The 24,525-nt window shown below is 53.9% G+C and carries 18 protein-coding genes; 4 read left to right on the top strand and 14 right to left on the bottom strand.

Annotated elements, in window-relative coordinates:
* Positions 1-54: 54 nt before the first annotated feature.
* The 5 genes from NHH03_RS22510 to NHH03_RS22530 form a co-directional block, all read right to left on the bottom strand.
* Positions 55-3,882 (bottom strand): sulfatase-like hydrolase/transferase, encoded by a 3,828-nt coding sequence (locus tag NHH03_RS22510; protein ID WP_253159904.1) that lies wholly within the window; start codon positions 3,880-3,882, stop codon positions 55-57.
* A gap of 5 nt (positions 3,883-3,887) precedes the next feature.
* Positions 3,888-5,294, bottom strand: coding sequence for a DUF1501 domain-containing protein (locus tag NHH03_RS22515; protein WP_253159906.1), 1,407 nt, complete (start codon positions 5,292-5,294; stop codon positions 3,888-3,890).
* An 11-nt stretch (positions 5,295-5,305) separates the two neighbouring features.
* Positions 5,306-8,326, bottom strand: a complete 3,021-nt coding sequence (locus tag NHH03_RS22520; protein WP_253159908.1) for a PSD1 and planctomycete cytochrome C domain-containing protein — start codon at positions 8,324-8,326, stop codon at positions 5,306-5,308.
* 107 nt (positions 8,327-8,433) lie between these two features.
* Complete coding sequence (locus tag NHH03_RS22525) at positions 8,434-10,116, bottom strand: FecR domain-containing protein (protein WP_253159910.1); 1,683 nt, start codon at positions 10,114-10,116, stop codon at positions 8,434-8,436.
* Positions 10,116-10,685 (bottom strand): RNA polymerase sigma factor, encoded by a 570-nt coding sequence (locus NHH03_RS22530; RefSeq protein WP_253159912.1) that lies wholly within the window; start codon positions 10,683-10,685, stop codon positions 10,116-10,118. Before NHH03_RS22530 ends, NHH03_RS22525 begins: the two co-directional genes overlap by 1 nt.
* Before the next feature lie 234 nt (positions 10,686-10,919).
* Between NHH03_RS22530 and NHH03_RS22535 the strand changes: the two genes are divergently transcribed.
* Together NHH03_RS22535 and NHH03_RS22540 are read left to right on the top strand one after the other, a co-directional pair.
* Positions 10,920-12,824: a hypothetical protein gene (locus NHH03_RS22535; RefSeq protein ID WP_253159914.1), complete on the top strand. Its 1,905-nt coding sequence runs from the start codon at positions 10,920-10,922 to the stop codon at positions 12,822-12,824.
* A 651-nt stretch (positions 12,825-13,475) separates the two neighbouring features.
* Positions 13,476-15,227, top strand: coding sequence for a sulfatase-like hydrolase/transferase (locus tag NHH03_RS22540; protein WP_261364416.1), 1,752 nt, complete (start codon positions 13,476-13,478; stop codon positions 15,225-15,227).
* 179 nt (positions 15,228-15,406) lie between these two features.
* Here NHH03_RS22540 and NHH03_RS22545 read toward each other — a convergent pair whose 3' ends face one another.
* Positions 15,407-15,985: a hypothetical protein gene (locus NHH03_RS22545; RefSeq protein WP_253159916.1), complete on the bottom strand. Its 579-nt coding sequence runs from the start codon at positions 15,983-15,985 to the stop codon at positions 15,407-15,409.
* 240 nt (positions 15,986-16,225) lie between these two features.
* On the opposite strand from NHH03_RS22545, the gene NHH03_RS22550 reads away from it, so the two are divergent.
* A complete protein-coding gene (locus tag NHH03_RS22550) occupies positions 16,226-16,702 on the top strand; it encodes a hypothetical protein (protein ID WP_253159917.1) in 477 nt (158 codons plus the stop codon).
* Between the two features lie 174 nt (positions 16,703-16,876).
* Here the strand turns inward: NHH03_RS22550 and NHH03_RS22555 are convergent, their stop codons facing one another.
* The 6 genes from NHH03_RS22555 to NHH03_RS22580 form a co-directional block, all read right to left on the bottom strand.
* Positions 16,877-17,365, bottom strand: a complete 489-nt coding sequence (locus NHH03_RS22555; RefSeq protein WP_253159919.1) for a YciE/YciF ferroxidase family protein — start codon at positions 17,363-17,365, stop codon at positions 16,877-16,879.
* 390 nt (positions 17,366-17,755) lie between these two features.
* Positions 17,756-19,183, bottom strand: a complete 1,428-nt coding sequence (locus NHH03_RS22560; protein ID WP_253159921.1) for a sulfatase — start codon at positions 19,181-19,183, stop codon at positions 17,756-17,758.
* 109 nt (positions 19,184-19,292) lie between these two features.
* Positions 19,293-20,609 carry a family 16 glycosylhydrolase gene (locus NHH03_RS22565; protein WP_253159923.1) on the bottom strand — a complete coding sequence of 439 codons (1,317 nt, stop codon included), beginning with the start codon at positions 20,607-20,609 and terminating at the stop codon, positions 19,293-19,295.
* A gap of 543 nt (positions 20,610-21,152) precedes the next feature.
* A complete protein-coding gene (locus NHH03_RS22570) occupies positions 21,153-21,872 on the bottom strand; it encodes a hypothetical protein (RefSeq protein ID WP_253159925.1) in 720 nt (239 codons plus the stop codon).
* 442 nt (positions 21,873-22,314) lie between these two features.
* Positions 22,315-22,875, bottom strand: coding sequence for a GNAT family N-acetyltransferase (locus NHH03_RS22575; protein WP_253159927.1), 561 nt, complete (start codon positions 22,873-22,875; stop codon positions 22,315-22,317).
* Positions 22,875-23,264, bottom strand: a complete 390-nt coding sequence (locus NHH03_RS22580) for a CoA-binding protein (protein WP_253159929.1) — start codon at positions 23,262-23,264, stop codon at positions 22,875-22,877. Before NHH03_RS22580 ends, NHH03_RS22575 begins: the two co-directional genes overlap by 1 nt.
* A gap of 87 nt (positions 23,265-23,351) precedes the next feature.
* Here NHH03_RS22580 and NHH03_RS28450 point away from each other — a divergent pair, with 87 nt between their 5' ends.
* On the top strand, positions 23,352-23,543 hold the full coding sequence (locus tag NHH03_RS28450) for a DUF1569 domain-containing protein (protein WP_390895610.1): 192 nt from the start codon (positions 23,352-23,354) through the stop codon (positions 23,541-23,543).
* A gap of 84 nt (positions 23,544-23,627) precedes the next feature.
* On the opposite strand, the gene pgk is transcribed toward NHH03_RS28450, so the two are convergent.
* Positions 23,628-23,801, bottom strand: a complete 174-nt coding sequence (gene pgk, locus NHH03_RS22590) for a phosphoglycerate kinase (protein WP_253159931.1) — start codon at positions 23,799-23,801, stop codon at positions 23,628-23,630.
* Between the two features lie 77 nt (positions 23,802-23,878).
* Positions 23,879-24,310, bottom strand: coding sequence for a hypothetical protein (locus tag NHH03_RS22595; protein WP_253159933.1), 432 nt, complete (start codon positions 24,308-24,310; stop codon positions 23,879-23,881).
* Positions 24,311-24,525: the final 215 nt, after the last annotated feature.

Genomic DNA, 24,525 nt, shown 5'->3' on the forward strand with positions numbered 1-24,525 from the left:
ACTTGGTTGAGTGAGCCGACGTGGCTAGCCGTGGATGCCGCGTGTAGCCTGACGCTAACGCGTTTGGCTGGCAGGAAGCATCTTCAAGAACTCGGCGCTTTTCGGATGTGTATGCGGCCCTTCCACCCCAGTCGCAAATTGAATCAGCAGGAGTCTCGTCTTATGGGCCAAACCGGTTGCGTTCGTATTGGACTCGATGACATTGTCCGCTAGTTTGAATCCATTCGGACTCGGACTTGATTTCCCGATCTGAGTCAAGAACCCACCATCGGGTGCGTGCATGGTTCTCAAGAGTTCCGTGCATCGCCGAACGATCTTCACTCGTAACTCCACGTCGCAGTTCTCGCCGTTGCTTGCGAGAATGTTCAGCATGTTGACCGTGTTGTAGAGAACAATCGTGTTCTGATAGTCCGAATGAAACAGGTGATCCAGAGTGGTCGAAAGCATCTCTGTGGATCGCGGAATCGGTGAACCCGTCCCATCAAGGAACGCCGCAATCTTGTAGGTACCCGAAAGACTCGAAGTCCAATCGTCTGTCGGGGCGACGAAATAGCCGTTGTCGGACTGACGTTTCGCGATGAATTCGCGAGCGATCGAGAGCAGTTCCTCTCGCTTGTCCATCGGCAATTGATTGAACACACCTAACTCGGCCCGCAAACGAGCGCCGACCGTCCAGATTCGCCTCTCCCACGGGAGAGAATTTAGCCAAGCGGAAAATGTTTCTGGTGTTTCGTAATGTTGATAATGTTCCTTTGCGGCGGCATTGTCATCGATCCGATCGAGCGGATGTTGGTAAAGCGGCTTTGCACCACAGGTTTCCAATGCACCGATTGACATCCCCAAAGCGCGGGTCAGCGTGTTGTGGCTGTACTGCGTTTCATAATCTGGGTCGTAAAAGAAACCGGTTGCTGGATTCTGGCGACTCTGGAAATAGTGAATCACGCCCGCTCGGAACTTTGGCGACGTTTGCTCCATCATGCCGGTCCACTCGAGAACATGGATTGCCTTGGCAGTGGCTTCGATGAACGGCCCAAATTGCTCGCTACGTTTGCTGCTGAGCGAATAGAAAAATCCGCCGCTGTTGGGATCGTAGACTTTCCCCCACCAAGCAAAGCAATCATCAAACTCGTGATCAAATTCCTGCAGCGCTGCTGTTAACGCCTGCGAGGATTCAGTTGTATGTTTTCCGTCTGGTTGGGCGGCTGCGTTAATCAACGTTCGCCACGTCGGGAAACGCTTCGCATCGCCTGTAGTCAAATGTCGCACGACTTGCATCAGGTCGGGATCAAAGTAACTGGCGTACTCCATCACTGCCAAGGCATCTGTCGGTTCATACAATCGGCCGGCGCGATATTTTTCAATGCCTTCAGCCGCACGGCGACGGTCGAGTTCGACTTTCGTATTGACCCATTCAGCGTGAGTCTTTTCGCCCATCGCATAGGGCACCATGAAATCAACCGATCTTTTGAGCGATCCGCCCCTCGGAGACGTCCAGGAGTACAGCGCCAGCCCGTCATCGCCGGCCAGCATCGCCAGTTCCATCGGCGGTTTTAGTGAGCTGCCGTGATAGGTCAAACTGTCGCGATGTTTCAGGTCACGACTGCTTCCGTCGGCGTAGAGGCTCTTGCGAACAAATCGTTTCACACCTTCGTTGGCCGCCTGTGCCCAGTCGTCTCGCTCAAGAATCAGTCCCGTCAGTGCCAATAGCCGAACACTTTTGGAGTACCGGTTGGTCACATGCTGTGACTTGGCCACAGCCGGTTCGTGCAATTCGCCAATTTGCTCCACCCATGCGTCAATACGGTGCCGCTGTAATTCATCAAACGAGTCTTGCAGTGCCAGGTAGGCCACCAGCAGTGGATGAAATTTGTTTTCGTTGACATCGTTGCCGGTGGGCTTGTAGGTCTGGGCCCAGCCAGCAATCAAGTGCCGCAGCGTCTCGGCGGTGCGTTCGTCAGCGGTCACTTGCCAGTGTCGCATCAACACCGCGATCTCGCTCATCTGATTTAAGTGTTCGACGGTTTTGATCCGCTTCGGGTCCGTATTGACCAGCCCTTCGTACTGAATCACAGCGATTGGTCTCGGTTGGGTACCGAGTAGCGGAGTCGCCTGGGATTGAATCGAAGCCGCCAAAGCAGCGGCTTCGGGATCCGTCTTCACAAGCATTCGCAACTTGGTGAGTTGCGCAGCGCTGAGCGGACTGACATCGGGAATCGAGAATTCACCAACTTCTTTTTTGTGATCCTCCGTCGAAGCCTCCCGTTGCAAAGGTGTGCGAGCAGCGATCACTCGTGATCGAAGCTGGGCTGCTAGTTTGGACAGCAGCGGACCGTCATCGGCCAGTGCCGTCGTCTCACCAGGATCAACTGAAAGATCCGTCGCGACCGCCGCAACCACGGACTCCGCGTCATTCTTATCCCACCACTGTGTATACCGATGGTTTGCCGTACGGATTGAGTGGCCAATCGTATTGGCATTTCCGACGCGAGCTGGGTACGACGAATAGGCGCTGTTGCGAACTTCTGCGGAAGGATCACGAAGGATCGGGGCGAGCGATCGTCCCTGGAGATGCGATGGAAGAGAAATACCTGCGAGTTGGCAAAGAGTAGGATAAAGATCAATCAGTTCGACCAGTGAAGACGATCTCGATCCTCTTTTCTGCACCATCTTGGGGTGTCGAATGATCAGCGGCACACGCGTGTCGACTTCAAAATTAGTGTGCTTGCACCAAGAAGAATGATCGCCAAGTTTCCAGCCGTGGTCACCCCATAGAATGACGATCGTATTGTCCGCAAGGCCGTTTTCGTCCAATGCGTCCAGCAGTCGTCCAATGTGTGCATCGGTAAAAGAAACACAGGCGTGATAGCCATGTAGCAGTCGCTGGTTGAGATCATCGGCCCATTGGGTGGGTGATTCGTCGCTTGGAATGTCACCATAATATTTGATCTCACCGGGATTCAGGTTGGCTGCCCCGACTGGGTATCCGGAGGGAATACCGGCATTCGGTGGCATGTGGAAATTCTCTCGTTGATACAGGTCCCAATACTTTTGCGGAGCGTTGAATGGTAGGTGAGGCTTGGTAAAACCAACGGCCAGAAAGAATGGCGTGTTCTCAGCCAGCATTGTTGCGTCGATATCGGCAGCCAACGGCGCTAGCTGCGAATTCTCCAGACCACCGTCGTTCCCGACACCCGCGGCTCGCGCCGTCGGCTCATCCGAGCGTCTGCCAAGCTGGTTGATCAAGCGGACAGCAAGGTCCGCCCGCTTGCCATCGATGTACGCATCGTCTGCAACGTCATCGGATTCAGTCACAGGGCCTCGCTTGGGGCCTTTTCCTGATTCCCGAAATCGCTTTTCATTGCGATCATGCTTGGCGATATTGTCTGGATCAACCCAATGAGTCTCGTGTGCGAGATCGAACCAGCGGTGCCAGTTGTCACCATCGACCGCGTCGTGTCCAACTCGTTCGTGATAGATTTTTCCAAGGCCGAGTGTCAGGTAACCATGGTTTTTGAGATGCTGGTTGAGTGTCGTCACATCCGCGAGCTTTTTCCGCCAGTCGTTGACGTGATAGCTTCGCAGGCCGGTTGATTCGGGATACAAGCCCGTCATGAGCGAAATGCGCGAAGCACCACAGACCGCTTGGTTGCAGTAGGCGCGATCGAAACGCATTCCGCTGGCGGCAAGCCGATCGATATTCGGTGTGATCGCTTTCGTTCCATAGCAGCCGAGTTCCGGGCGCAGATCATCGACCGCGATGAACAGAACATTGGGCCGATCCTCGGCCAGCGCGGGGACTGAAAAAGCTATCGAGACAATCGCAATCGGAAAGAAACGCAAAAACAAGTTGCGACAGGCCAAGTCAATTGATTTTCGATTCATTTGGTTCATGCGATCAGGTCCTCAATGACCTTGCCGCCAAATTGACTCAGCTGCTTGAAACGGCCAGCGTGGTAATACGTGAGTTTGTTGTCGTCGAGACCGAGCAGGCGCAGGAGGGTGACGTGGAAATCGCGAACGTGATGAACTTGATCGACGGCCGTCATCCCCAACTCGTCAGTTGCTCCAATCGTGTGGCCAGCGTTGCAGCCTCCGCCAGCCAGCCAGATCGTCATAGCGTGAGGGTTGTGATCGCGGCCGTAGGCGACTCCCCCGCGAACACCGTTGTCGGGAGTGCGTCCAAACTCGCCGCACCAAACAATCAAAGTGCTATCCAGCAGGGAACGCTGTTTCAGGTCACGGATCAGCGCGGCAATGGGCTGATCGACTCCACGGATCAAATTGCCGTGCGCGCGTTCAATGTAGTCGTGACTGTCCCACGATCCGTTGTAGAGTTGCACGAAGCGAACCCCTTTTTCGACCATCTTGCGAGCCAGCAAACACTTTCGGCCGAAGGCATCGGTTGAATCGTTGCCAATCCCGTACATCCGCTGCGTCTGTTCACTTTCGTCCGAAAGGTCGATGGCATTGGGGACTTCCGTTTGCATCCGAAACGCCAGTTCGTAGCTCTCCAGCCGAGCCGCCAGTTCCGCGTGTTGGGGATGCTCCGAGGCGTGCCGCCGGTTCATCCGGGTGAGCAGATCGAGATTCATTCGTTGTCTTTGGGAAGTGATCCCCGCTGGAGGCGAAAGATCAAGAATCGGTGATCCCTTGGGGCGTAGTGGAGTGCCCTGATAGAAGGCAGGTAGATAACCGTTGCTCCAGTTTGCGGCTCCGCCCTGTGGATAGGAAATCTCAGGCAAAACGACAAAGCCCGGCAGGTTTTGATTCTCACTACCCAGGCCGTACGTCACCCATGCGCCGATCCCGGGATCGCCGCCGAATCGGTTTCCACAGTTCATTTGATACATGGCGGTAGGATGGTTCACACTGTCAACCTGACAACCGCGAAAGAAGCAGAGTTCGTCAGCAACAGTCGACAGGTGCTCCCACGACTCCGACATGTCCGCTCCGCTTTCGCCGTGTCGAGCGAACTTGAAAGGGCTGCGGACGTAGTATCGCGTGCCACTTTCCATCGCGGATTTTTGCTCACCTTCCCGAGTGAATTCCTTGAGATGCAGTTTGTCGAGTGCTGGCTTGGGATCGAAAGTGTCGACGTGTGATGGTCCGCCTTCCATCATCAAAAAGATGCAGTTCTTTGCCTTAGCAGGCAGATGTCCTGTCTTTGCCACCATCGGATCGGGTTTTTCGTCGCCGTTGGATTCGTCGCATAGCAGCGATGACAGTGCGATGCTTCCAAGCGATGTGCCGAGTCGAAACAGGCTGTCGCGACGATTGATAGGGGGGATGTTCATCGTTCAGGCAATCAATACACGTAGACGAATTCGTTGCAGTTAAGAATCACAAGGCAGAGATCGGCCAACGCTCGCACGTGGCGATCCACCTCGCTGGGTTGCAGGTCCGGCTCGAATGCTTGGTTGGCAAACAGCTGCTCCTGAAACGAGAAGTCCTCTCCCGTATTTTCTTCGACTGCCTCACGTTTGACGGTCAGCAAGACGGGAGGACTTGGCCGCGCCTTTGCCGGCAGCGACTCCTCAAGTGTCTTCCAATGGGCAAGCAGTTCGCCAGATTCTTCTTGAGTGGGTCGGCGTCCCAGCGTCAACAGGAAACATTGCTCGATTGCCTCGGCATTTCGGTCGTCGGGAGTCGATTTTTCAACCGCCTTCCAAACGCGATTTGCAAGTGCCAGTGCTCGTGAATAGGTGTTCTGGCCGTTGAACAAGCTAAACACTTGCGGCGTGACCGTTGATGCCTCACGTCGTTCACAAGAAAAGTCAGGAGCCGGCGAATTAAAGACTTCTAGCATCGGATGCATCAGACCTCGCAGGCGAGTCACATAGATCGAACGCCGATGCCGCTGCTGCGGTTTAGGATTGGGCACCCATGCAGGGGCAAACGTTCCCATCACCATTCGCGGCTGCAGGGCGACCTCAATGTTGATTTCGGGTCGGCAGGGGATGCCGCCCAGTTTCGCGTTCAGTTCGCCGCTGACCGAGAGCATGCCGTCACGCAGTTCTTCAGCGCTAAGTCGACGAGGATGAAAAACCGCATAGGAATGACCCAACGGATCAAGCTTCGCCAACCGTTCGGGCGCCCGATGCGCCGATGATCGTCGGTAGGCCTCGGACAACAGGATCCGGCGATGAAGTTTTTTGATGGACCAGCCGTCTTCCACGAAGGTCGATGCAAGGTAATCAAGCAGTTGCGGATGGGTCGGTTTTCCTCCGGTTGCACCGAAGTTGTTTGGATTTGCTGCGAGAGGTTTGCCGAAGTGCCATAGCCAGAGTCGGTTGACAATGACTCGCGTTGTCAGCGGGTTATTCGGATCTGCTACCCAATTGGCAAAGGCTGTGCGTCGCCCGTCGATGCTGCGGGGGATTTCGACGGAAACCAGATCGTTGACAACGCTCAGTGTGCCGGGGGCAACCGGTTCACCCTGGGCGAACGGATCGCCTCCGGTGTGAATGCAGGAATGTTCCAGTTCGCCGCTTGTCCGGTCCTTTGGCATTCGCAGCGGAGCATAAACGGCATCGATTTTGGGTGTGTGTCCGTTGTAGACCGACAACGCAAACGGCTGATACCGATCCATTTCCCATTTCAGTCGCTCCATTCCTTTTCGTGCAACGACATTCGTGCCGATTTGATCGGGCGTGAGACCGACCTGCTTTGGTGGATATTCCTCCTGAGGGATGTTCTGCTTGCGAAATTGTGTTCGGACGTAGCCGAATGGTTCGATGCGTTTCTCCTCGGTGGCTTTGGCAATCGCATCGTCCCAACGTTTCTTTTGCTGACGAATGACTTTCTTTTCATTTTTCGAAGCGTCATGCAGACGTTGGTTGAACCACGCTTGAGCGTTTTTCAACAGCTGGGCGTGAGTCTCAACCAGAACGTCGATGTATGCCTGTCTTCGTTTCTGCAGGATTTCCTGTTCCTCGAATCCGCTAGTGTTCTCGTCATCAAGAAAGGCGGCTTTGCGATCGGCAATTTGGGTCGTGGCGAACACTGCCTGAATGGAATAGTAGTCGCGAGTCGGAACGGGATCGAACTTGTGATCGTGACAGCGAGCACATTGCAGGGAATGTCCAAAGAATGTCTCTCCAACGCTGTTGGTGACATCATCAAGAAACCTTTGCCGCGCAACTTTGGGCACTTCCATCCCAGTCAGTTCCCACGGTCCCATCCGCAGAAAGCCCGCCGCTACGACCATCTCCGGATCGTCTGGGTTGATTTCATCGCCCGCGATCTGTTCACGAATGAACTGATCGTAAGGTTTGTCGTTGTTGAACGAACGAATCACATAGTCTCGGTACCGCCATGCGTTGCCACGTTCGTAGTCATTGGCAAAGCCAGACGAGTCTGCATAGCGAACGACATCCAGCCAGTGTTGTGCCATCCGCTCGCCGTAGCGTGGTGAGTTGAGCAAACGGTCGACGACAGTCTCAAAAGCTTTTGCGTCAGTACGCTTGTCGGCAACGAACGCATCGATCTCTTCCGGTGTCGGTGGAAGTCCAGTCAAATTAAACGTCGCTCGCCGAATCAACACTTGACGCGAAGCAGGCGATGCGACGGACAGTCCGTCCGGCAAACGCTTGGCGATCAGGACATCGATTGCATTTTTTCCGTCAGCCGTTGAAAGCTCAACGTTCTTCACTGGCTGATAGGCCCACAGTCCCTCGGGATCGTACTTGCGGTTCGTCCAATCGCTCGCCAATCCGCCCGACGTTTTGACCGGAACGCCGTCTTCGGAGGACCATTTATTTGCGTGAGTCGATTCGATTTCCGTTCGACGATCGGTGTCCGGCCACACTGCGCCCGTTTCGATCCATTCACGCATCCACTTAAGTTGTTCATCATCCAACTTCTCCGCCTCTTTCGGCGGCATCGCTGGCCAGTCGTCATGATCTCGCCGTGAAGCAAGATAAATCGCGCTTTCATTTGGTTTGTTCGGCGTCACTGCAGGCTCGCCACTCTCACCGCCTCGCTCCAAGACGCTGGCGGATCGGAGGTCCAACGAACCTTCAATCATTTCCGGGTCACCGCCATGGCATGCCATACACTTGTCTCGAAACAACGGGGCGATTCGCCGAACGAACAGAATCTCGGATCGTTCGGCGGCGCTGGTTTCTTCGCCAATTGTTTCCGGTAGTGGAAACGTCAACATGGTGAGCATGACCGACAAGATGATGGTTAATCTGGCGATGCTCGAAGGTGGAAGCATGGTGTCGGCAGCCTCTTGCTGTTGGTTTTGCGAATGTAGCGACGGGATGTCGTCGATGCGATTGATCACGCAACGCCAATGGGACGTTTTTAAATTGCGATCTTGCATCGCACTGCTGCCGTGCGAGAGGGGCGGACGCAGGGCAAGCGGTAGGGGAAAGCCCGCTCCAGAAATGAGAGCCAAACTCTCCCGGAAGGAACGTAAACACAGTCTTTTCATTCCGCGTTCTCCAGTATCGGAGCCACACTGCGCCACGTGGGGCCGATTCGCAATTCATCGACTAAACGGGCTGTCTTGCCTTCACTGCTGAGCAGGATGAGATCCAGATTCGCGTCAAGTTCCACATCACGTGTCACAACATGCCACGTCGCTGGTTCCGCATAGTCCAGGACATCCATTTCTCCGTAGACCCGGAAATAAATTTCATCCTCGCCAGATTGCCGTGCCACGATCTTTCCGATCCAAAGCGTGGTTTGTTCTGCTGGCAGTACCAGAGGACTGGTGTGCGAGATGCCCGCACCTGTCCTGACGGTTGGTCGATAGCCGGGGCCATGTCCGAAACTGATCGATTGACCGTCAAAATCGTCAGACGAACGCAACGTCAATCGCAAGCGTTCTCGTGGTCGATCGCGGTCGGTGCGGCGCTCGGTTTCTCGAACCATCAGACTGAAAAACACGACGCCATCCTGGTTGAGCCTGATCGGATCCGCCATCGGTCGCAAATAGTAAACTCCGCCTCCGGGCAACTTGAGCGAACCAAGTCGCCCGCCGGGAACAGGCCATGTAACGTTCATTTCGCCATGGACGATTTCAAAATAATCTGGCGAGGAACCCGTTGCCGGAAATTTGCGTTCCTTCGGCAAACGCTTTCTCCATGGACCAGCCCAGCCTGTGCCAACCACGCTGTCTCGTAGCGGAAGGATGCCAGGCGAATAGTTGAACCCTTCATAGGCGGTCAGCAAGTCTGATCGCGAGCGTGGATTGACACGCCGAATAAATTCTTGAAACCGCGGCGAATTCATCGGCACCGCACGCGGGCGACCGCTTTTGTTGATGGCAATGCCTTCACCGGCCGGCAATATCTTGGCAAGTTCGTCTTCAGTATCAATCGACCGATAGCTGACTTCGCCATCAAGCACATGCACTTCCGTGTCGCCGATGCGATTCACTTTGACCGCAAACTCCGTTCCCAGATCGATCACTTCGCTTGTCGGTGTCGTGAGCGTAAATCCTTCAGCTTCCTCTTCCGCTCGGACCACGACATCGCCTAACAACAATTCAGCACTGCCGGCCGAATGCAGCAGAAGAGACGTTTCACCAGTCATCACAAGTTCTGCGCCGCCGTCAAATCGGATCACAGCGAGACCCGACTCCAAATCGAGCATTTGCGATGAAAGGCGTCGGCCTTCAGAAGGAGAATTGCTTGCGCGCCAGATGCAATTGTCCTCAAGCAGCACGGTTGCGATGTAGTGTTGTTCAGTTGACTGTGTATAGAGGTTGCCACCGGTGGGCTGATTTGCACGACTAACAAAAAACCACGCCAGCCCACCAGCAAACAGAATGGAAACCGCTAGGGCAAACGCCAGAAAGGACTGCTGCCACCCCCGCGTCATTCCTTGCGGCACCAATTTGCCAGACCTTCCGCGAAGCTCTGAAAGGACGTCCCCCACAAACTGCCGGCTGTCATTTTCGACAATTGAAACCGTGTCGTCGACAAATTGCTGATCGTCAAACGGTTGCAGGGCGAATCCAAGTAGCCGGTGCTCTTCGTACAGGTCGCCCGCGTGCCGAAGCAGGTCTGAATCCGATGCCAATAAATCCTGCAACGAGGCCAAACCCTCCTCGTTCAATTCACCTTCGAGGAATCGCGTCCACAACTCTTCAAATTGCTGAGACATTAGACTGCCTCTCCGGCGAACTTCTTTTCAACACAGTCGTGCAATTTCTGTCGCAGAACGAACAAGTGCTTCTTGATAGCCGCAACACTCCGATTCGATCGCTCGGCAATCTCAGCCAATGGAAGTTCTTTGCCGTACCGCAAGTCGAGAATTTCTCGTGCGTTACTTTCGACCGATTGCAGACATTCTCGTAGGTGCGTCAAACGAGTGGGCGATTCTGCAACGCCTTCCGTTCTTCGATCCAGTTCCTGGCTCAGTGCATGCGGCAGGTAGCGGCTGTGGTAATCAGCCATTCGTTTGAGCCGAGTGCATTCAGCCATCAATTGATAGCGAGCGATCGTGAATAGCCATGCCCGAAAGTCCGTTCCGATCTGGTAGTCGTCAATCCGTTTGAAAGCCGCGACGAAGGTTTGCTGTGCGACATCATCTGCATCGCCACCCGGTGGGCATCGCGAAACAATCCACGCACGAACCGGTCGCTGACAAACACGAATGATCTCCGCGAAAGCTTCAAGGTCACCACCGACAACCCGTCGGATCATCTCGTCCAAGATCGGGGACGTTGCCATCTACACCTCTAAAAAACAGCTAAAACTCGACAAAAACGTGTGTATGCCCCAGAGATAACAGTTTCTAGATGGTGGTTACCCTAAAACCGCAACGATTGTTCACAGAGGGGTGCGCCGCCTGGATTCGAGCGGGACATTCGCATTTGGTAGCCTAGCTTTTTGCAACGAGAGACCTCTAACCGGTCGCTGAGTTCCCAACGAGATTGGAGACAAAATCATCGATTACATCGGTCTTTGGAAAGACAAAACCGGCCTGCGGCGACCACGCTGATCGCTTGCATCGGATTGCCGCGAAGCACCTACCACACCGGGAAAGATCGCTACGGCAAACCAAACGATCACAACGGCAAAATCCCGCGTGACTGGTGGTTGGCCGATTGGGAAAAGCAAGCCATCGTCGACTTTCACGACGCCCATCCATTGGAAGGTTATCGGCGTCTGACCTACATGATGATGGACGGCGACATCGTCGCGGCCTCACTGGCGACGGTCTTCCGAGTGCTCAGCGAAGCCCGGCGAATGGGCAAATGCTCGCTGAGCAATCTTGTTTCTCCTGCTTTTCCAAAGTGGGAGGGTACTCTTTTGACGGTAGCACAACGATCGCTAACCGGCGTCGCTACAATGTTTGAATGGCAGGGCATCCGATTGCGTTCAGAAAATGGGGAGACAATTGTAGTGAATCGAGTTTTTCTCTTTTACCTCACAATTTGCGCGTCGTCTTGGTTTACGCAAAGCTTCGGCGAGGAGAGGCCCAGTGCCGAGCCGAGCGTTGCAATGCTACTTCAAAAGTTCAAGGATTATTCCGGAGCTGAATTGGTCTTCGATCGAAACGATCTGCCGGAAGGCCGCTACCACGACGTGCTCAAACCGCTGAGCGACTCTCGCAAGAAATTAGCAGCCGAGATTTGCAATGAGGAAGCAAGAATGTACCCGCCCGGCTATTTTGGTGAAGTTGGCTTGAAAGCGGTAGGAATTTTCGAAGCCTGTGTATCAAAGTCCACCAGTGATCGGTCGAGACCGTATGACAGTCAACTTGGAGGTTATCGATTTTTCGGAATTTACAATGGAGTCAACGCAATTGCCGCGGCGTTTTATTCTGAAGGGCAGCTTGCACTCACATTTCACCATGAGGTGTTTCACCATGTCGATTCCACGGTCGATGGCGAAACTGGTTCTTGGAATCTGTCGACAGACGATGCCTTTTATCAGGCGGCAATTTCGGGATTGAGACCATATGCTTCTCCACCGATCGCTAATCTTGATCTGAGTGCGATCCGGGAACGGTGCATCGGTTTTACTTTGCAAGATTCGGTTAGCGAGTATGCCGCAAAGAATAGTCGCGAAGACCAAGCGGAGACGGCCAGGCATATCATGAGCATGCTTCCCAGCTCACTTGTGCAAATCATTGACCAACCCGAATTGGCAGGCAGTCAAAGAATCATCCACGTCTTGGGTGAGTACGAAAAATCAGTCCCGGATGGACCAGGACTTGACTGGTTTGTTGACGTTGCGTTGGACCGTGCCCGGCGCGACGTTCAATCTGAGACAGTCGAACAACTGCTCATTCGTTTGAGAGCCTATGCAGACGGAGGAGCCAGCGGTTTTGAAGGCGTTGCTGAGGACCCGCAAGGAGCCCGGGACACACTCAAAAAGGTGGTCCGCTTAAAACCGGAAACGGTTCCTCCTAACGTAGAGGTGGAGTTGGTTGAACTTGCGTCGGACATCACTTCCGCGCTCTTGCAGCAAAGAATTCGACCTGATGCGTCAAATACGAGATTCAGAATTTGGGGAAGCGAAGATTCCCAAGGCGTAAACCGAACATTGCGTCGCGATGTTGTTCAGTTTGCTGCCGACGCTAAGCGGCTCAAGCTTATCTCGTCAATCCACCTTCCGGCATCCGACAAGCTGGTGGAACATCTAAAAAGATCGCATTTACATAATCTTCGGCAGATCGCTGCCTATTTCGTGTTCATTGATGCGAATTGGACGATGACACCAGGCACACACGATGTCTTCGAGTCTACAAAGAAGTCTATTCTTCAGTGCTTTCAAGGGAGTGATGTCGATTTAATAGATAAATTACACACAATGGACTTCCGGGAGCTGGCAGATCCTAATACGAACATCGACCCATTGTGATTGCCAACTGATTGAGAGTGACGTGAAGAGTGAAGCTTTCGCCTTGCTGGACGCCTGCCGAGCAAACTTGCAGGGCCCGAAAGGTCCCATGAAATTTTGAGCTCTAAATCGGCGACGTCGCTTCGCGAGCTTGCTAAGCACGAGGCAATTCTGCTTGACGGTGCGGTGCTAACCACCGCGGGCAAACTGCCATTCAAAGCCATCATTCATGTGGCCAGTATTAGCATGTGATAGCGATCAAGGGTAAGTTCGATCTGCCAGGCGTGTCGTAATTGGCATTGGCCCTGGAAAAGAAATTCAATTCGATTGCGTTGCCGCTAATTGCTGCTGGCAACGGCGGCGGGTTGCCCGGCACCGTGCTTGCTACGATGAACGATGAGTGAAGTGGGCCCCAGCATTCGGACCACAATCGCATTCCGCTGACTGTGCGCGTTTTCGAATTGTCGGTGCAAGTCCCGCCAAGAGATCGAAACGAATCCGGCTAACCTTTTCTTTTGGGCAGCGGGATGAGCGCCGTGGTCCATGGTGGATCGACGGGAGACTGACCACTACTTACCGATTCGCACCGTCAAAAGGAGGTCTGGCGGTCAACTTGAGTGAATCTTGACAGGCCTCAGATGCAACAACCGGCACAGATTAGCAAGAGTGACTATGAGTACAAAAACTGACATCCTGCGTCCGATCGTTCTTCTGGTGGCTACCGTCTGGATTTCAAATTCTGGAATTTTGCATGCGGCGAATTCAGCGGCCACCACTCGTCCGAATGTGCTATTCATCGCAATGGATGATTTGAACGACTGGATCGGTGTGATGGGTGGACATCCTCAGGCGATCACTCCGAATTTGGATCGGCTCGCTTCTTCAGGTGTTCTGTTTACGAATGCCCATTGCGCGGCACCGGCCTGTAACCCATCACGCACCGCGATCTTTACTGGGCGGTCACCGCATCGCACCGGCGTGTACAGCAATGCCCAGCGGATGCGAGACGTGCTGCCCGATGCGGAATTGATTCCCAAAGTGTTCTCGCGGCACGGCTATCATTCGTCCGGATCAGGAAAGATGCTTCACTATTTCATCGATGCTGATTCGTGGGACGAATACTATCCCTCGGCTGAAACAGAGAATCCGTTTCCACGCACGCTGCTACCGGAATCGCGGCCGGTCAGTCTGCCGCGCGGCGGACCGTGGCAATACGTCGAAACCGATTGGGGGGCACTCGACGCAACCGACGAGGAAGCCGGAGGCGATTACCTAGTCGCCAAGTGGGTTTCGGAGCAACTCGCTAAACCACAAGAGAAACCTTTCTTTTTAGCGTGTGGAATCTACCGTCCACACGAACCCTGGTTTGTCCCCAAGAAGTATTTTGAGCCGTTTCCGCTGGAGAAAATCCAGTTGCCTCCCGGGTACAAACCCGACGATTTGGACGACATCCCCGAGGCGGGGCAAAATTTGGCGCGGAATCGTTACTTCAAACACATCACCGAACTAGACCAGTGGAAACACGGTCTACAAGGCTATCTGGCATCCATTCACTACGCCGATGCGATGCTCGGCAATGTGCTCGATGCGCTCGATCGCAGTCCGCATGCAAACAACACGATTGTGGTTTTGTGGTCGGACCACGGCTGGCATTTAGGCGAGAAGGAGCATTGGCAAAAGTACACCGGTTGGCGCGCTTGCACGCGGATTCCATTGATGATCCGGGTTCCGGAAGGAACAACCGGATTGCCACAAGGAACGACTCCAGCAAAGTGTGATCAACCGGTGAGTTTGCTCAGTCTCGCGCCAACGCTGCTGGACCTTTGTGGGCTTCCCGCTGAAACGATCCATGATGGGCCTAGCCTGCTACCGCTGTTGAAGGACACCAATGCCCAGTGGCCTCACATAGCAATGACGTATTTGCACAGTCGTGGCAGCTACAGTGTGAGCGCCCGCGGCCTACGACTGGTTCACTATGCCGATGGCGAAGAAGAGTTGTATGACACGGACAACGACCCTTATGAGTGGAACAACTTGGCAATCGATCCACAGTTTGAACGACGACGAGATGAATTGAGAAAACTGGCGCCGACGAAATTTGCGGAATCACCCCGCCCATCCGTTGAATCGTTGAACGAATTGATGTGGCATTCACTTACCGGGAATGAGAGTGCACCCGCATCAAAACCAGACGGCGGCCAATTCGACGTGGTGTTCATCAACGGTTCGGAGCAAAAAGTCCAGCTGTGGTGGATGACGGCAGGAGGGACGCCCAAGCCTTACGAGATGATCGAGCCCGGCGAGCAGCGTCGGCGCAAGTCGCGGCCCGGAGCCGTGTGGATGATCGGCAACGAAGCGGGAAAGAACCTTGGCTACTTTCGAGTTGACGATCGCTCCGCCAAAGCGATTGTACCGGAGATGTAATGCTACGACTTTCCTCTGTTGTATCCATACTTACGAAACGAATCGACCACGAATTTTTTGTTCGCGCCCATTCGTTCGTAGCGACCCGCCGAATCGCAGCGCATTCCGGTCGAACCGGTTGACCCCCGAGACGTTTTCATAAAACCGTCCGTCCTGGATTTTGAGAGAGAGCGTGCTTGCTACGTTTGCTCAGTTGTTTTCTTGGAATCAACGTTGCTGTCGGAATCCTGCTCGTCAGGCACAGCAGCGTAAAAGTGATCCGCGTTCCCCAACGCCACGACTTCGATCACGTCTTTCACAGCCAAATAGAGCAGCGTGACAATGGAAACAGCGGCACCAGCCAGCGTCGAAGAAGTGATCAGCACTCCGTAATAGATGGCCGGATACCACCAGCTGGGCAATGCATTCGATTCGTAAACGGGGACGCAGTGCAACACAAAGATGATTGCTCCAGCACCGAACAGAATGGCATCGTAAAGTGCTATCTTGATGATTCGGTGATAATGGGCGTCGGACAAGCCCGCTTTTGCGCTATGCCCCAGTCCGATCATCGTTAACATCAACGCAAGCACGGTCGCAGAAACGGTCAGGATCGTCGAGCAAAAAAGCCGGCTGGTTGGAATGATTGCTTCAAGCAACCGCCGAGCCTCGGCATCGCCGACGTTGCCCAGCGCAAACGATGCACTGGCAACCGAAACGGCGACCACCGCGCCGATCACTGCAGCGGTGAACAGGTCGTTCCGCAATCGACTAAACATACCTGGTTGATCATCGCTCATCATCGCTTTCCTTGGACGGGTGTTGCATGCTACGACTTGCTCTGCTGACTTGCCCTTAAAGGATCTGGCTGATCTTCCGGCTTTCTACGGTCCAGCACGCTTTGTTCGACGGGCTTGTATTGCACGACATCTCTATCGGTTCACTCGGGCATGGTTCTTCTCTGTCAATTGGATCCAAAGGATGGGAGCCCTGTTGCGTCGGCTTGGATAGCATGCCTGATGGGGGCCATTTCAAAAAAGGAAGTTCGCGCAACCTCTGATGGTCCGAGATTTGCTTCGATCACTTCTGAACGTCGCTTCGATCCCGAGGCGACTATTTTACAGCTAGACAAGGACAATATGATGGCTACCAAACCATACAGCTACACCGACGAAGACTTGAGCACTTGGGAACGAATCAAAAAGGCTTTCGCCAACGATTGGGAGCAGACAAAATCGGACTTTGGTTCCGATTCCGCTCGCGACATGAACCAAGATGTCGATGACACGCTTAAGCAAATGGCTGGTTCTGACGACGCGTTCGAGAATCGCGAGCAAGCGTTTCGGTTCGGCTATACGGCGCAGAATCGCTATGAAGCCGATTACCCTCAGTGGAATGACGATGTCGACGCGCGTTTACGCGCTGAGTATGAGGGCGACTACGAAGCCGACCGAGACTATATCCGACACGCCTACGGATATCGGCCAAGGGGTTAGTGTATCCCGACGGTTAGGTTTTCTTTGAGCAGCCGATTTCCATCGGCGCTATCGGGGTCGTCATCGCTGCGATTCACCAGAAGAGTTGAAAAAACACCGGCCATCCAAAGGACCGCCGGTGGGGCGTTACGGAGCGAAATTCCGATTTGCGTTCGTTAAGTTCCAAGCGGAAATCTAGCCGACGGTTAGCGCGTCCTTGTTAATGGCCTTGGCCAGTTCGGAAAGCTTTTTGTCAGCTGATTCTTCTTCGTCGATGTTCTGCTTTAGCAACTTCAGCGCGCCATCGTAGCTGAGTGTTTCGGCCCAAGTGCAGAGAGTTCCGTAGGTCGCGATTTCGTAATGTTCTACCTTTTGACTGCAGGCGATGATCAGTGCGTCACGTACGGCCGGTTCAGCATCTTCTTTCAACATGTCTTCGGCTTCGGCGATCAAGCCTTTCATCGCTTCGCAGGTTTTCGCTCGCGCCGTTTTGCCGGTGTCTTCAAAGGCTTTTTCGACGCGTTGGACCTGCTTCTCCGTCTCGGAAAGGTGGGATTCGAGTGCGGCAGTTAGCTTTTCGCAAGATGCCTTTTTGGCCATCTTCGGCAGCGCTTTGACCAATTGCTTTTCTGCACTCAGAACATCACGAAGTTCATCGTAAAAGGCATCCGCAAGAGTCTTCATGGACATGTGTTTCTCCGAAAGAGGCGAAGTGGTGTTTGTTGGAAAGCACAAAGCCAATAGCAATCGGTGTACCAAAGGATCGCCATTGATGGTCGCTCGAATGCATGCGGTTAGCGGCCTTCACTTTAAGCCTAGAAACCAATGCAATCGCGAGTGACGCTGGCATGAGAAATCTTCCCGGCAGCCGTCTTCATCAGTGCACCAGGCTCAAAATCCGATCAACCTGAACGCCTAGCGGTCAAGTTCAGCTACGGGCATCCCGAGTGATTACCGGCATGCAAATACGGGGATTTGCGAAGGCTAACAAGGGATTACCAGAGAGCGCGAAACCAAACTGATTAACGAGAATCGAAACGGCAAGAAGTAAGTCGAGTTCCCAACGACTTCTTGTCACTTATTGGGCTTGTACTCAGGGTTCGGTCGCATTGGATCGGCTCCGACGCTTTCGCGCCAGGCTTTCAGCTTTGCGTGCAGTCGGACGACTTTGTCTGGCGCTTTGGCTGCCAGATCATTTGTTTCACCGAGATCGTTGGCGAGGTTGTAAAGTGATAGTTCACCCGTCTCGTAGGATTCCAACAGCTTCCAGTCTCCGGCGCGGATCACTCCAGATGGAAAACTCTGGGGGTGCTGGTTGTAATGCGGATAGTGCCAGTAAATGGCGTCGCGATCAATTCCGCCGCTGCCGGTCAGAATCGGGACAAGATTCATGCCATCGAGATGTTGATGCGGACGCAATTTTTGTCCAGTGGCAGCCAGGATCGTCGGATATAAGTCCGTGCTGATCACCGGTTCATGGGATACCGAACCCGGCCTGGTGTGTCCCGGCCACTTGATGATGAAAGGTACTCGGATGCCACCTTCATAGTTGGAGCCTTTGTTGGCACGCAGCGGAGAATGGTCCGTTGCTTTGGCAAACCCGCCGTTGTCACTGGTAAAGATGACCAGCGTTCTCTCCTCGATCTCCAGATCACGCAACGTTTTCATCACGCGGCCCACGCTTTCATCAACGCTTTCAACCATCGCAGCGTATACGGGATTTCCTTGTCGTTTGTCTTCAGTGACTTGCTCGTAGCGAGCTATCTTGTCCGCCTTTCCTTGCAAAGGTGTGTGAACGGCGTAGTGCGAAAGCATCAGGAAGAACGGATTGTCGGCACTTTCGCGGATGAAATGATCCGCTTCTTCTGCCAGGCGATCGACAAGGTAGTCTCCCTTCTTACCAGGCAGCGGCGTGTCTTTTTGCAACGTTTTCCCAGTCGTGGGGATCTTCCACTGGCCTTTGAATGGATAGAAGTAGTTGCCTGGCGCACCGTAGTCGCGACCCGCGATGTTGATGTCGAAACCCTGATGTTCTGGGAAGTAATACGTTTCGGTCCCCAGATGCCACTTGCCTATAAATCCGGTGCGATAGCCATTGTCTCGCATCGCTTCAGCGATGGTGAATTCTTCCAGCGGTAGGTTTGCAATGTAGCGACCCTCGCGAAGTTTATTCTTCGTCGCGTTCCAGCGCCCCGAGGGCAACCATTGGGTAAGCAGCAAACGAGCGGGATATTTGCCCGTCATGATGGCAGCTCGTGTGGGGGAACACACATTGCAGGCCGCATAGCCGTCGGTAAATCGCATTCCTTCGTCGGCAAGCCGATCGATATTGGGTGTCTGGTAATAGTCGCTGCCGTAGCATCCCAGGTCTTTCCAGCCGAGATCGTCAATCAAAATCAAGACCACATTTGAGTTTGCGTAGCTGTTGTCCGATGAATCGGCACAGACGGCAAACGAACTCGGGATGATCAGCAATAACAAAAGGAGTGAGATGCGTGTCATTCTTCTTTCTCTGTGTACTCAAGGCCATCTTCTTGTGCGTCACCGCTTTCAGATGCCGCAACAACAGCACAAGCGAGATGAAGCTGTCGTCGATAATGGCTTCAGTCAATCACTTCGCATCGCTCCGGAGATCTTTCAGCTTCACCACCGAAACCCCGTCGACCTGCAATAGACCGCCTCGATTTGTTTCGGTGTTGTTGAAGAATACGGTGGCCGAAGTGTCGTTTGCGCCAGTTGTGAATTCGATGCTATAGGACTGAAACCAATTGTGATAAAGTTTACGAGTCAGTCGTGACCCACCATAGTTTTCAACGCCCATCCATCCTTTATGAAAGACCAACGGCGTGCCCCTGAGGTTGGAAGGCTCCAGGGTTCCCGTCGTGGCTGGAGTTCGCAGATACGCGGTCAACAAGTATTTGGTGTTCGGCGTCACCGAAATCGTCTGAGTAGACGCTCCCGGGCCACCCGCACCAATCTGCATCGCGTTGGGATCATCAGAGGGGCGATTGTCTTTCCAAAAGGTCCATTTGGAGACGTCTTGAATCGAAACATTTCCCTCGGTTTTCCAGCCATCCAGACTGGTTGCAAAGCTACCGTTGGAGACCAAGTTCGGGCCATGTCCCGCATGTTGGTGTTTTCCACCGACACCACGTTTCCAATCGCGGACATAGTCTACCTCAAAGACCGCTTCGGGACCAAACATCTCAGGCTTCAGCTCACTGACTCGGCCCTCCCAATCGAAGAGCTCGCAATCAATCCAAATTCGCTGTTTCTGGTCAATCACCCATGCGCCGAGTCCGTTTAGCTTGATTTGGTCCGCTTCCGTCTTGGACAGCGTCCTGACCAAAGTGCCATCGACATAGAACTTGATGTAGTCCTCTGTCCAATCAGCCGCATAGACGTGCATTCCATCGGTGACATCGAAACCCAGAGTGTGCTTCTGGGTCCAGTGCCGTCGATTGCCGAGACTGTCATTGATTGCTCGACTCCAATTGTGAATGGACATTTGCATGGTTCTGGAATCGTCGGGATTGTCTTTCTGGGGATCCCAGCTTTTTCCAACGTGTTCAAAAACATCCAGCTCTCCCCGGTTGTCGTTACCCACGGCCCAGAAAGCGGCAGACATGGGGCTCTTTCCAACGCGACAACGAATCTCCATGTATCCGAATTTTAGGAAGTCTTTGCTGATCAGTGCGCCCGTGGTTACCGGAGGGACGCCGTAGCCCGTCGCAAAGTCAAAGTCCTCGTTCCATTCCGATCGAATTCGTAGCAATCCGCCGTCTTCCGAAATCGACTCCGGGATAAACTGTGAATTTCTGCCTTGGTTGTTATTGTAGTATGGGCCCTGCCCATCATCTTTACCCTGAATGTGCCACGATGTTCCCACGATGCCGTCGTTGAACTCGTCACTGAGCGAAGGCAGCAATTGCCACTCTCCCGTATTGTTGGGGTCGGAATGAGGAAGAAGCTTGATTCTTTGATCAGCTCGCGTCTGGGCGACCGCGCACCCAATCGGAATCATCAGGGTCACAACGATTGCTGACAGGCGGGATGCTTGGATCAGAATGCACGGCATGTTGTTGACGTTGGGTAAGAGAACGGCTGACTTTCAACGAAGGATTTGCAAGTCGGGAGCACCATTGATTCCCTGTCACTCAACTCATCGAAATCATTTATGCCGATTATTGATCTCCGCATTTTCGCCAGCCTGCAAATCATATCGCTCTTGGCCGCCGCCAATGCCATCGCGTTTGCGAAAAGTTCAGCGAATCCGAAACTTTGCGATTTTCACACGGATCGATTTCCATTGGCCCCACCGTGCTAGCTGGCCAAAAAAATGGCCGACGACTACGAATTTTCAGGTGCATTACCGTTTGGGCAAGACAGGCCTGTATTTCAGAAAGGCGTTGCTAATCAAACGCCCGGCCCGCGTTCTCAACGATGAATCCGATTCACCCCGAAATGCCCTTCAAGCGATGCACATCATGTAGAAGCCCAACGAGCCGACAGCGGACACCTGCATGACAAGCAGCAAGTAGGCGATCGTTCGCTTCGGACCCAGGCGAATCATTCCGATGCCAATCACAAGTTCGAGTGCGGTCAACAAGAACGCCAGCCATTGTGATTCCTGGAAATGTTGTCCGAACATTTGACTCAACAGTGCAGCTGGAACAAAGGCTGGCATGCCGGCGATGATGAATACCAGTGTTGGCAAGATTCGGTCGAGCTCGTCGTACCCGACCACCCAGGCGTATGGCAACATCATGCTGCCGACGAGGGTCGCCGCGGCCATGCGATGCTGTGGATTTCGCACGCAAAATGCAATCCAGTACGCAAACGTAGCGGCGAAAGCGATTCCACTGACAACGAGCGGGAACTTGGCGATCAATGCAATCGCAACGGCAACACCAGCGGTCAGCATCAACAGTGTGCGAAGCGAGAATCGCATCGGCTGTCGTGCTGGACGGTCTGACAGTTGGCGCCCAATGGGCAACCAGGGTAGAGCCATGCAAAACGCCGCGGAAGCAGTCGCAGTCCAAAGCGGTACCTTCCACAGCAGCGGCGAGGGGCGGCTCTGGTCGGAGTCGGTCCACGCGTAAAACCCCGGAATCAACCAGCCGACGAGCAAGCTCGCTGCGATGAACAGCGGAAAGATTGGAACTCGCGATGCCAATTTGGAAATTTCCATACTTCCCCAAGAGCCTGTTGAGATTCGCCCACTGCGCCTCCTCGGTCTCCGCCGGTGCAACACCGCGATTGGTGGATTCCGGCGGCGAGAGATTTCGACTGAGCGGGCGAATATTTCTACTTTATCGGATCAACGGCTTTGTGGACGCCATCGGAGGAACCAAAGCGGATAAAGGCACTGCCGCACCTTGTTCTTAGCGGAACGGCGCAAGCCGTCCGGTGTACGCTGCAAGGAAAACCGCGAATGGTATGTGGACGATCAGAGCGAAACGAGGAATTCGAACGCCGCGTTTTTCAAATGAAGACATCTCGCTCGGTCCATGCGAGTTGACCTGACAGGATTGTCCCTGGGATGCAGGGGAGAAGAACTGGCGGCCGATACCTGTGGGGTGCAAGCAAGAGGCGGCGAGTCAATGCTTTCGTAGGAAAATTTTGGCACCGCCTCACTCAATCCAGTATTTCGGATGGTCCAAGGCGTTTGAGCAGCGAACGGTTCCCTGGCAATGGTTGATCGTTCCGGGCGTCAGCTCCTTCACCATCCACGCATCTGCGTTTTGGGGTGGAATCGGGTAGCTTGCTTGGAGTCCTAGAGCTCCTGCGGGCCGGAACCCAAATTGGCGGTAGTAGTCGGGATAACCGAGGACGAAAACAAGGGCGACGCCCTGTTGTGTCAATTGATGCAGCGCCGCCTGAATCAAACGCCGACCAATTCCCTGGCGTTGTCGATTGTGCACCACCGCCAGCGGGGCAAGAATCCTTGCACTGACTTGACCAGGGTCCGGTTCGATCCTCGCGGACGTCATGAGAAGATGCCCGACGAGTTGGACGTCCGTTTCAGCGACGAGTGACAGCGTTGGATCGCCCGAAGCATCATCGAGCATCTCGTCGACAAGCTTGGCGATCACCGAACCTTCGGCCTGGCCAAAAGCATTCCTGTGGACCGCCAAGATCGAATCGCGATCCTGCTCCGCGGCGGCGCGAATCTGCAATCTGTCTTGTGTCATCAATGACGGGCCAATAGCACGAGAATGCAGCTGCCGTCATCGATCACGTTGATGCCGGCGTCGCGTGCGGATTGGCTGGCCTGCTCATCTTCGGCGCCCGGTTGCATCCAAATGTTCTTGACACCTGCGGCGATCGCATCGGCGATCACGCGGCGTGTGACTTCTGGTGGCGTGATGATCGACAGGGATTCGGGGACGATGGAAAGGTCCGTGATTTTCGGATAAGCCTTGTGGCCGTCGATTTCTTCGGTGACCGGGTTCAGCGGATAGGTCTCGCGGCCGGAGGCGAGCAGGGCTTTGAAAACCTTGTAGCCGTATTTGTGTGTGCGAGCAGAAGCGCCGGCGACGGCGTAGGTTTTCGCAGCGAGAAAACTTTCGATTGAGTTCATAACGCGTTTCGTCTCGAGGGTTGGTGCTGCTTTGACAAAGCTTGCGACTGCGGTTTCAACAATGATGCAACGCGTTAAACTAACCCCATGGAACCACTGCGTGAACTACACTTCGACGATCTGAACGCGGCGATTGAAGAGGCACAGTCGCTGCTGAACACCGGCTACAATCGGAATGGCAACTGGTCGCTGGGACAAATCTCCCCCGAAAATGAATCAAAGGCTTGCGAATTCACCCGCAGGGCCAACGCTGATTCCGGTTCATGCGAGGCATCGTAAAGAATGCGTTTTGCGGAAGCGGCCAAGATATGGCCCCGTTTATCCCCGGCACTACTGGCCCCCGCAAAGCCGGCTGTCGGTCTACTAGATCAACAGCCAGCAAAGGCGTGGGAGAAGCGATCCGATCCGTTCGTCGCTGCGAGTCTGACCATCGCTGGTGCAGGGCACGTTATGGTCGGTGCGGACGAGTACACGTCTGTCTGAAAAATCGAACCCGTCCATGCCATGAATCGGCTGGTCATTGAATCGGCTGGTCATTGAACGCCATCAACTCGACTCCTTGTGGTACATCGCCATGGAGCATGGCGGATGTGCCACCTGGAACTCGCTAGGAATCAAGGCGATGTCGACCGAAGATACCTTTCTTGGATGCGTCGACGGTTTCTTGCCGTTTCGACTTCGACGAGCGATTTCAGTGAGTGGCTGAAGACGCTTGACGACAATCGCCAAGTCAACAGCACTGCAACAAAGCAAATCAACAAAATCACAGGCAAGCCGTTCCAAAGAAGGATCATGATGTTTCGCGCGGATTCGTCCGTTCCGCCTTGAGAAACATGGAATTGAGTGAATCGCTGTTTCACGTTGCTAGGCGACGAGCGAAGGTTTTTTTCCCACTTGTCAAGATCCCAGTCAGCTTGCTCAATCGCACTTTGAATGATCTCGAGGTTGACATAGTTGTCCAACACGATCAGCCCGAATGAAAACGCGATCGCGAAAATCGCGGTGATAAAAAGCATCTCACCGTAGAAACGCGAGACGGATGCCATTTCTTTCCGGACATAGCGAAGACGAAATCGGCCTTTAGAATTCTTGCAATTCTCTAGAATCAGTCGTCGTATGTCCGATGGCATGGCAACGATAGCCATTATGAACATCAACGCAAAACAGCAGCCATAAAGTGCCAAAATCATCAACCCACTCCGATCAAAACGTGTTCACTTCGCCAACGTGCTACGTGACGTCGCAGACACACATTCGGTAG

The sequence above is a fragment of the Stieleria tagensis genome (genome assembly GCF_024129865.1).
GTDB lineage: Bacteria > Planctomycetota > Planctomycetia > Pirellulales > Pirellulaceae > Stieleria > Stieleria tagensis.

Coding starts and splice junctions, on each gene's coding strand:
- NHH03_RS22510 (WP_253159904.1), bottom strand. CDS start 3,882: ATGAATCGAAAATCAATTGACTTGGCCTGTCGCAACTTGTTTTTGCGT.
- NHH03_RS22515 (WP_253159906.1), bottom strand. CDS start 5,294: ATGAACATCCCCCCTATCAATCGTCGCGACAGCCTGTTTCGACTCGGC.
- NHH03_RS22520 (WP_253159908.1), bottom strand. CDS start 8,326: ATGCAAGATCGCAATTTAAAAACGTCCCATTGGCGTTGCGTGATCAAT.
- NHH03_RS22525 (WP_253159910.1), bottom strand. CDS start 10,116: ATGTCTCAGCAATTTGAAGAGTTGTGGACGCGATTCCTCGAAGGTGAA.
- NHH03_RS22530 (WP_253159912.1), bottom strand. CDS start 10,685: ATGGCAACGTCCCCGATCTTGGACGAGATGATCCGACGGGTTGTCGGT.
- NHH03_RS22540 (WP_261364416.1), top strand. CDS start 13,476: ATGAGTACAAAAACTGACATCCTGCGTCCGATCGTTCTTCTGGTGGCT.
- NHH03_RS22545 (WP_253159916.1), bottom strand. CDS start 15,985: ATGTTTAGTCGATTGCGGAACGACCTGTTCACCGCTGCAGTGATCGGC.
- NHH03_RS22550 (WP_253159917.1), top strand. CDS start 16,226: ATGGGGGCCATTTCAAAAAAGGAAGTTCGCGCAACCTCTGATGGTCCG.
- NHH03_RS22555 (WP_253159919.1), bottom strand. CDS start 17,365: ATGAAGACTCTTGCGGATGCCTTTTACGATGAACTTCGTGATGTTCTG.
- NHH03_RS22560 (WP_253159921.1), bottom strand. CDS start 19,183: ATGACACGCATCTCACTCCTTTTGTTATTGCTGATCATCCCGAGTTCG.
- NHH03_RS22570 (WP_253159925.1), bottom strand. CDS start 21,872: ATGGAAATTTCCAAATTGGCATCGCGAGTTCCAATCTTTCCGCTGTTC.
- NHH03_RS22575 (WP_253159927.1), bottom strand. CDS start 22,875: ATGACACAAGACAGATTGCAGATTCGCGCCGCCGCGGAGCAGGATCGC.
- NHH03_RS22580 (WP_253159929.1), bottom strand. CDS start 23,264: ATGAACTCAATCGAAAGTTTTCTCGCTGCGAAAACCTACGCCGTCGCC.
- NHH03_RS28450 (WP_390895610.1), top strand. CDS start 23,352: ATGGAACCACTGCGTGAACTACACTTCGACGATCTGAACGCGGCGATT.
- pgk (WP_253159931.1), bottom strand. CDS start 23,801: ATGACCAGCCGATTCAATGACCAGCCGATTCATGGCATGGACGGGTTC.
- NHH03_RS22595 (WP_253159933.1), bottom strand. CDS start 24,310: ATGGCATCCGTCTCGCGTTTCTACGGTGAGATGCTTTTTATCACCGCG.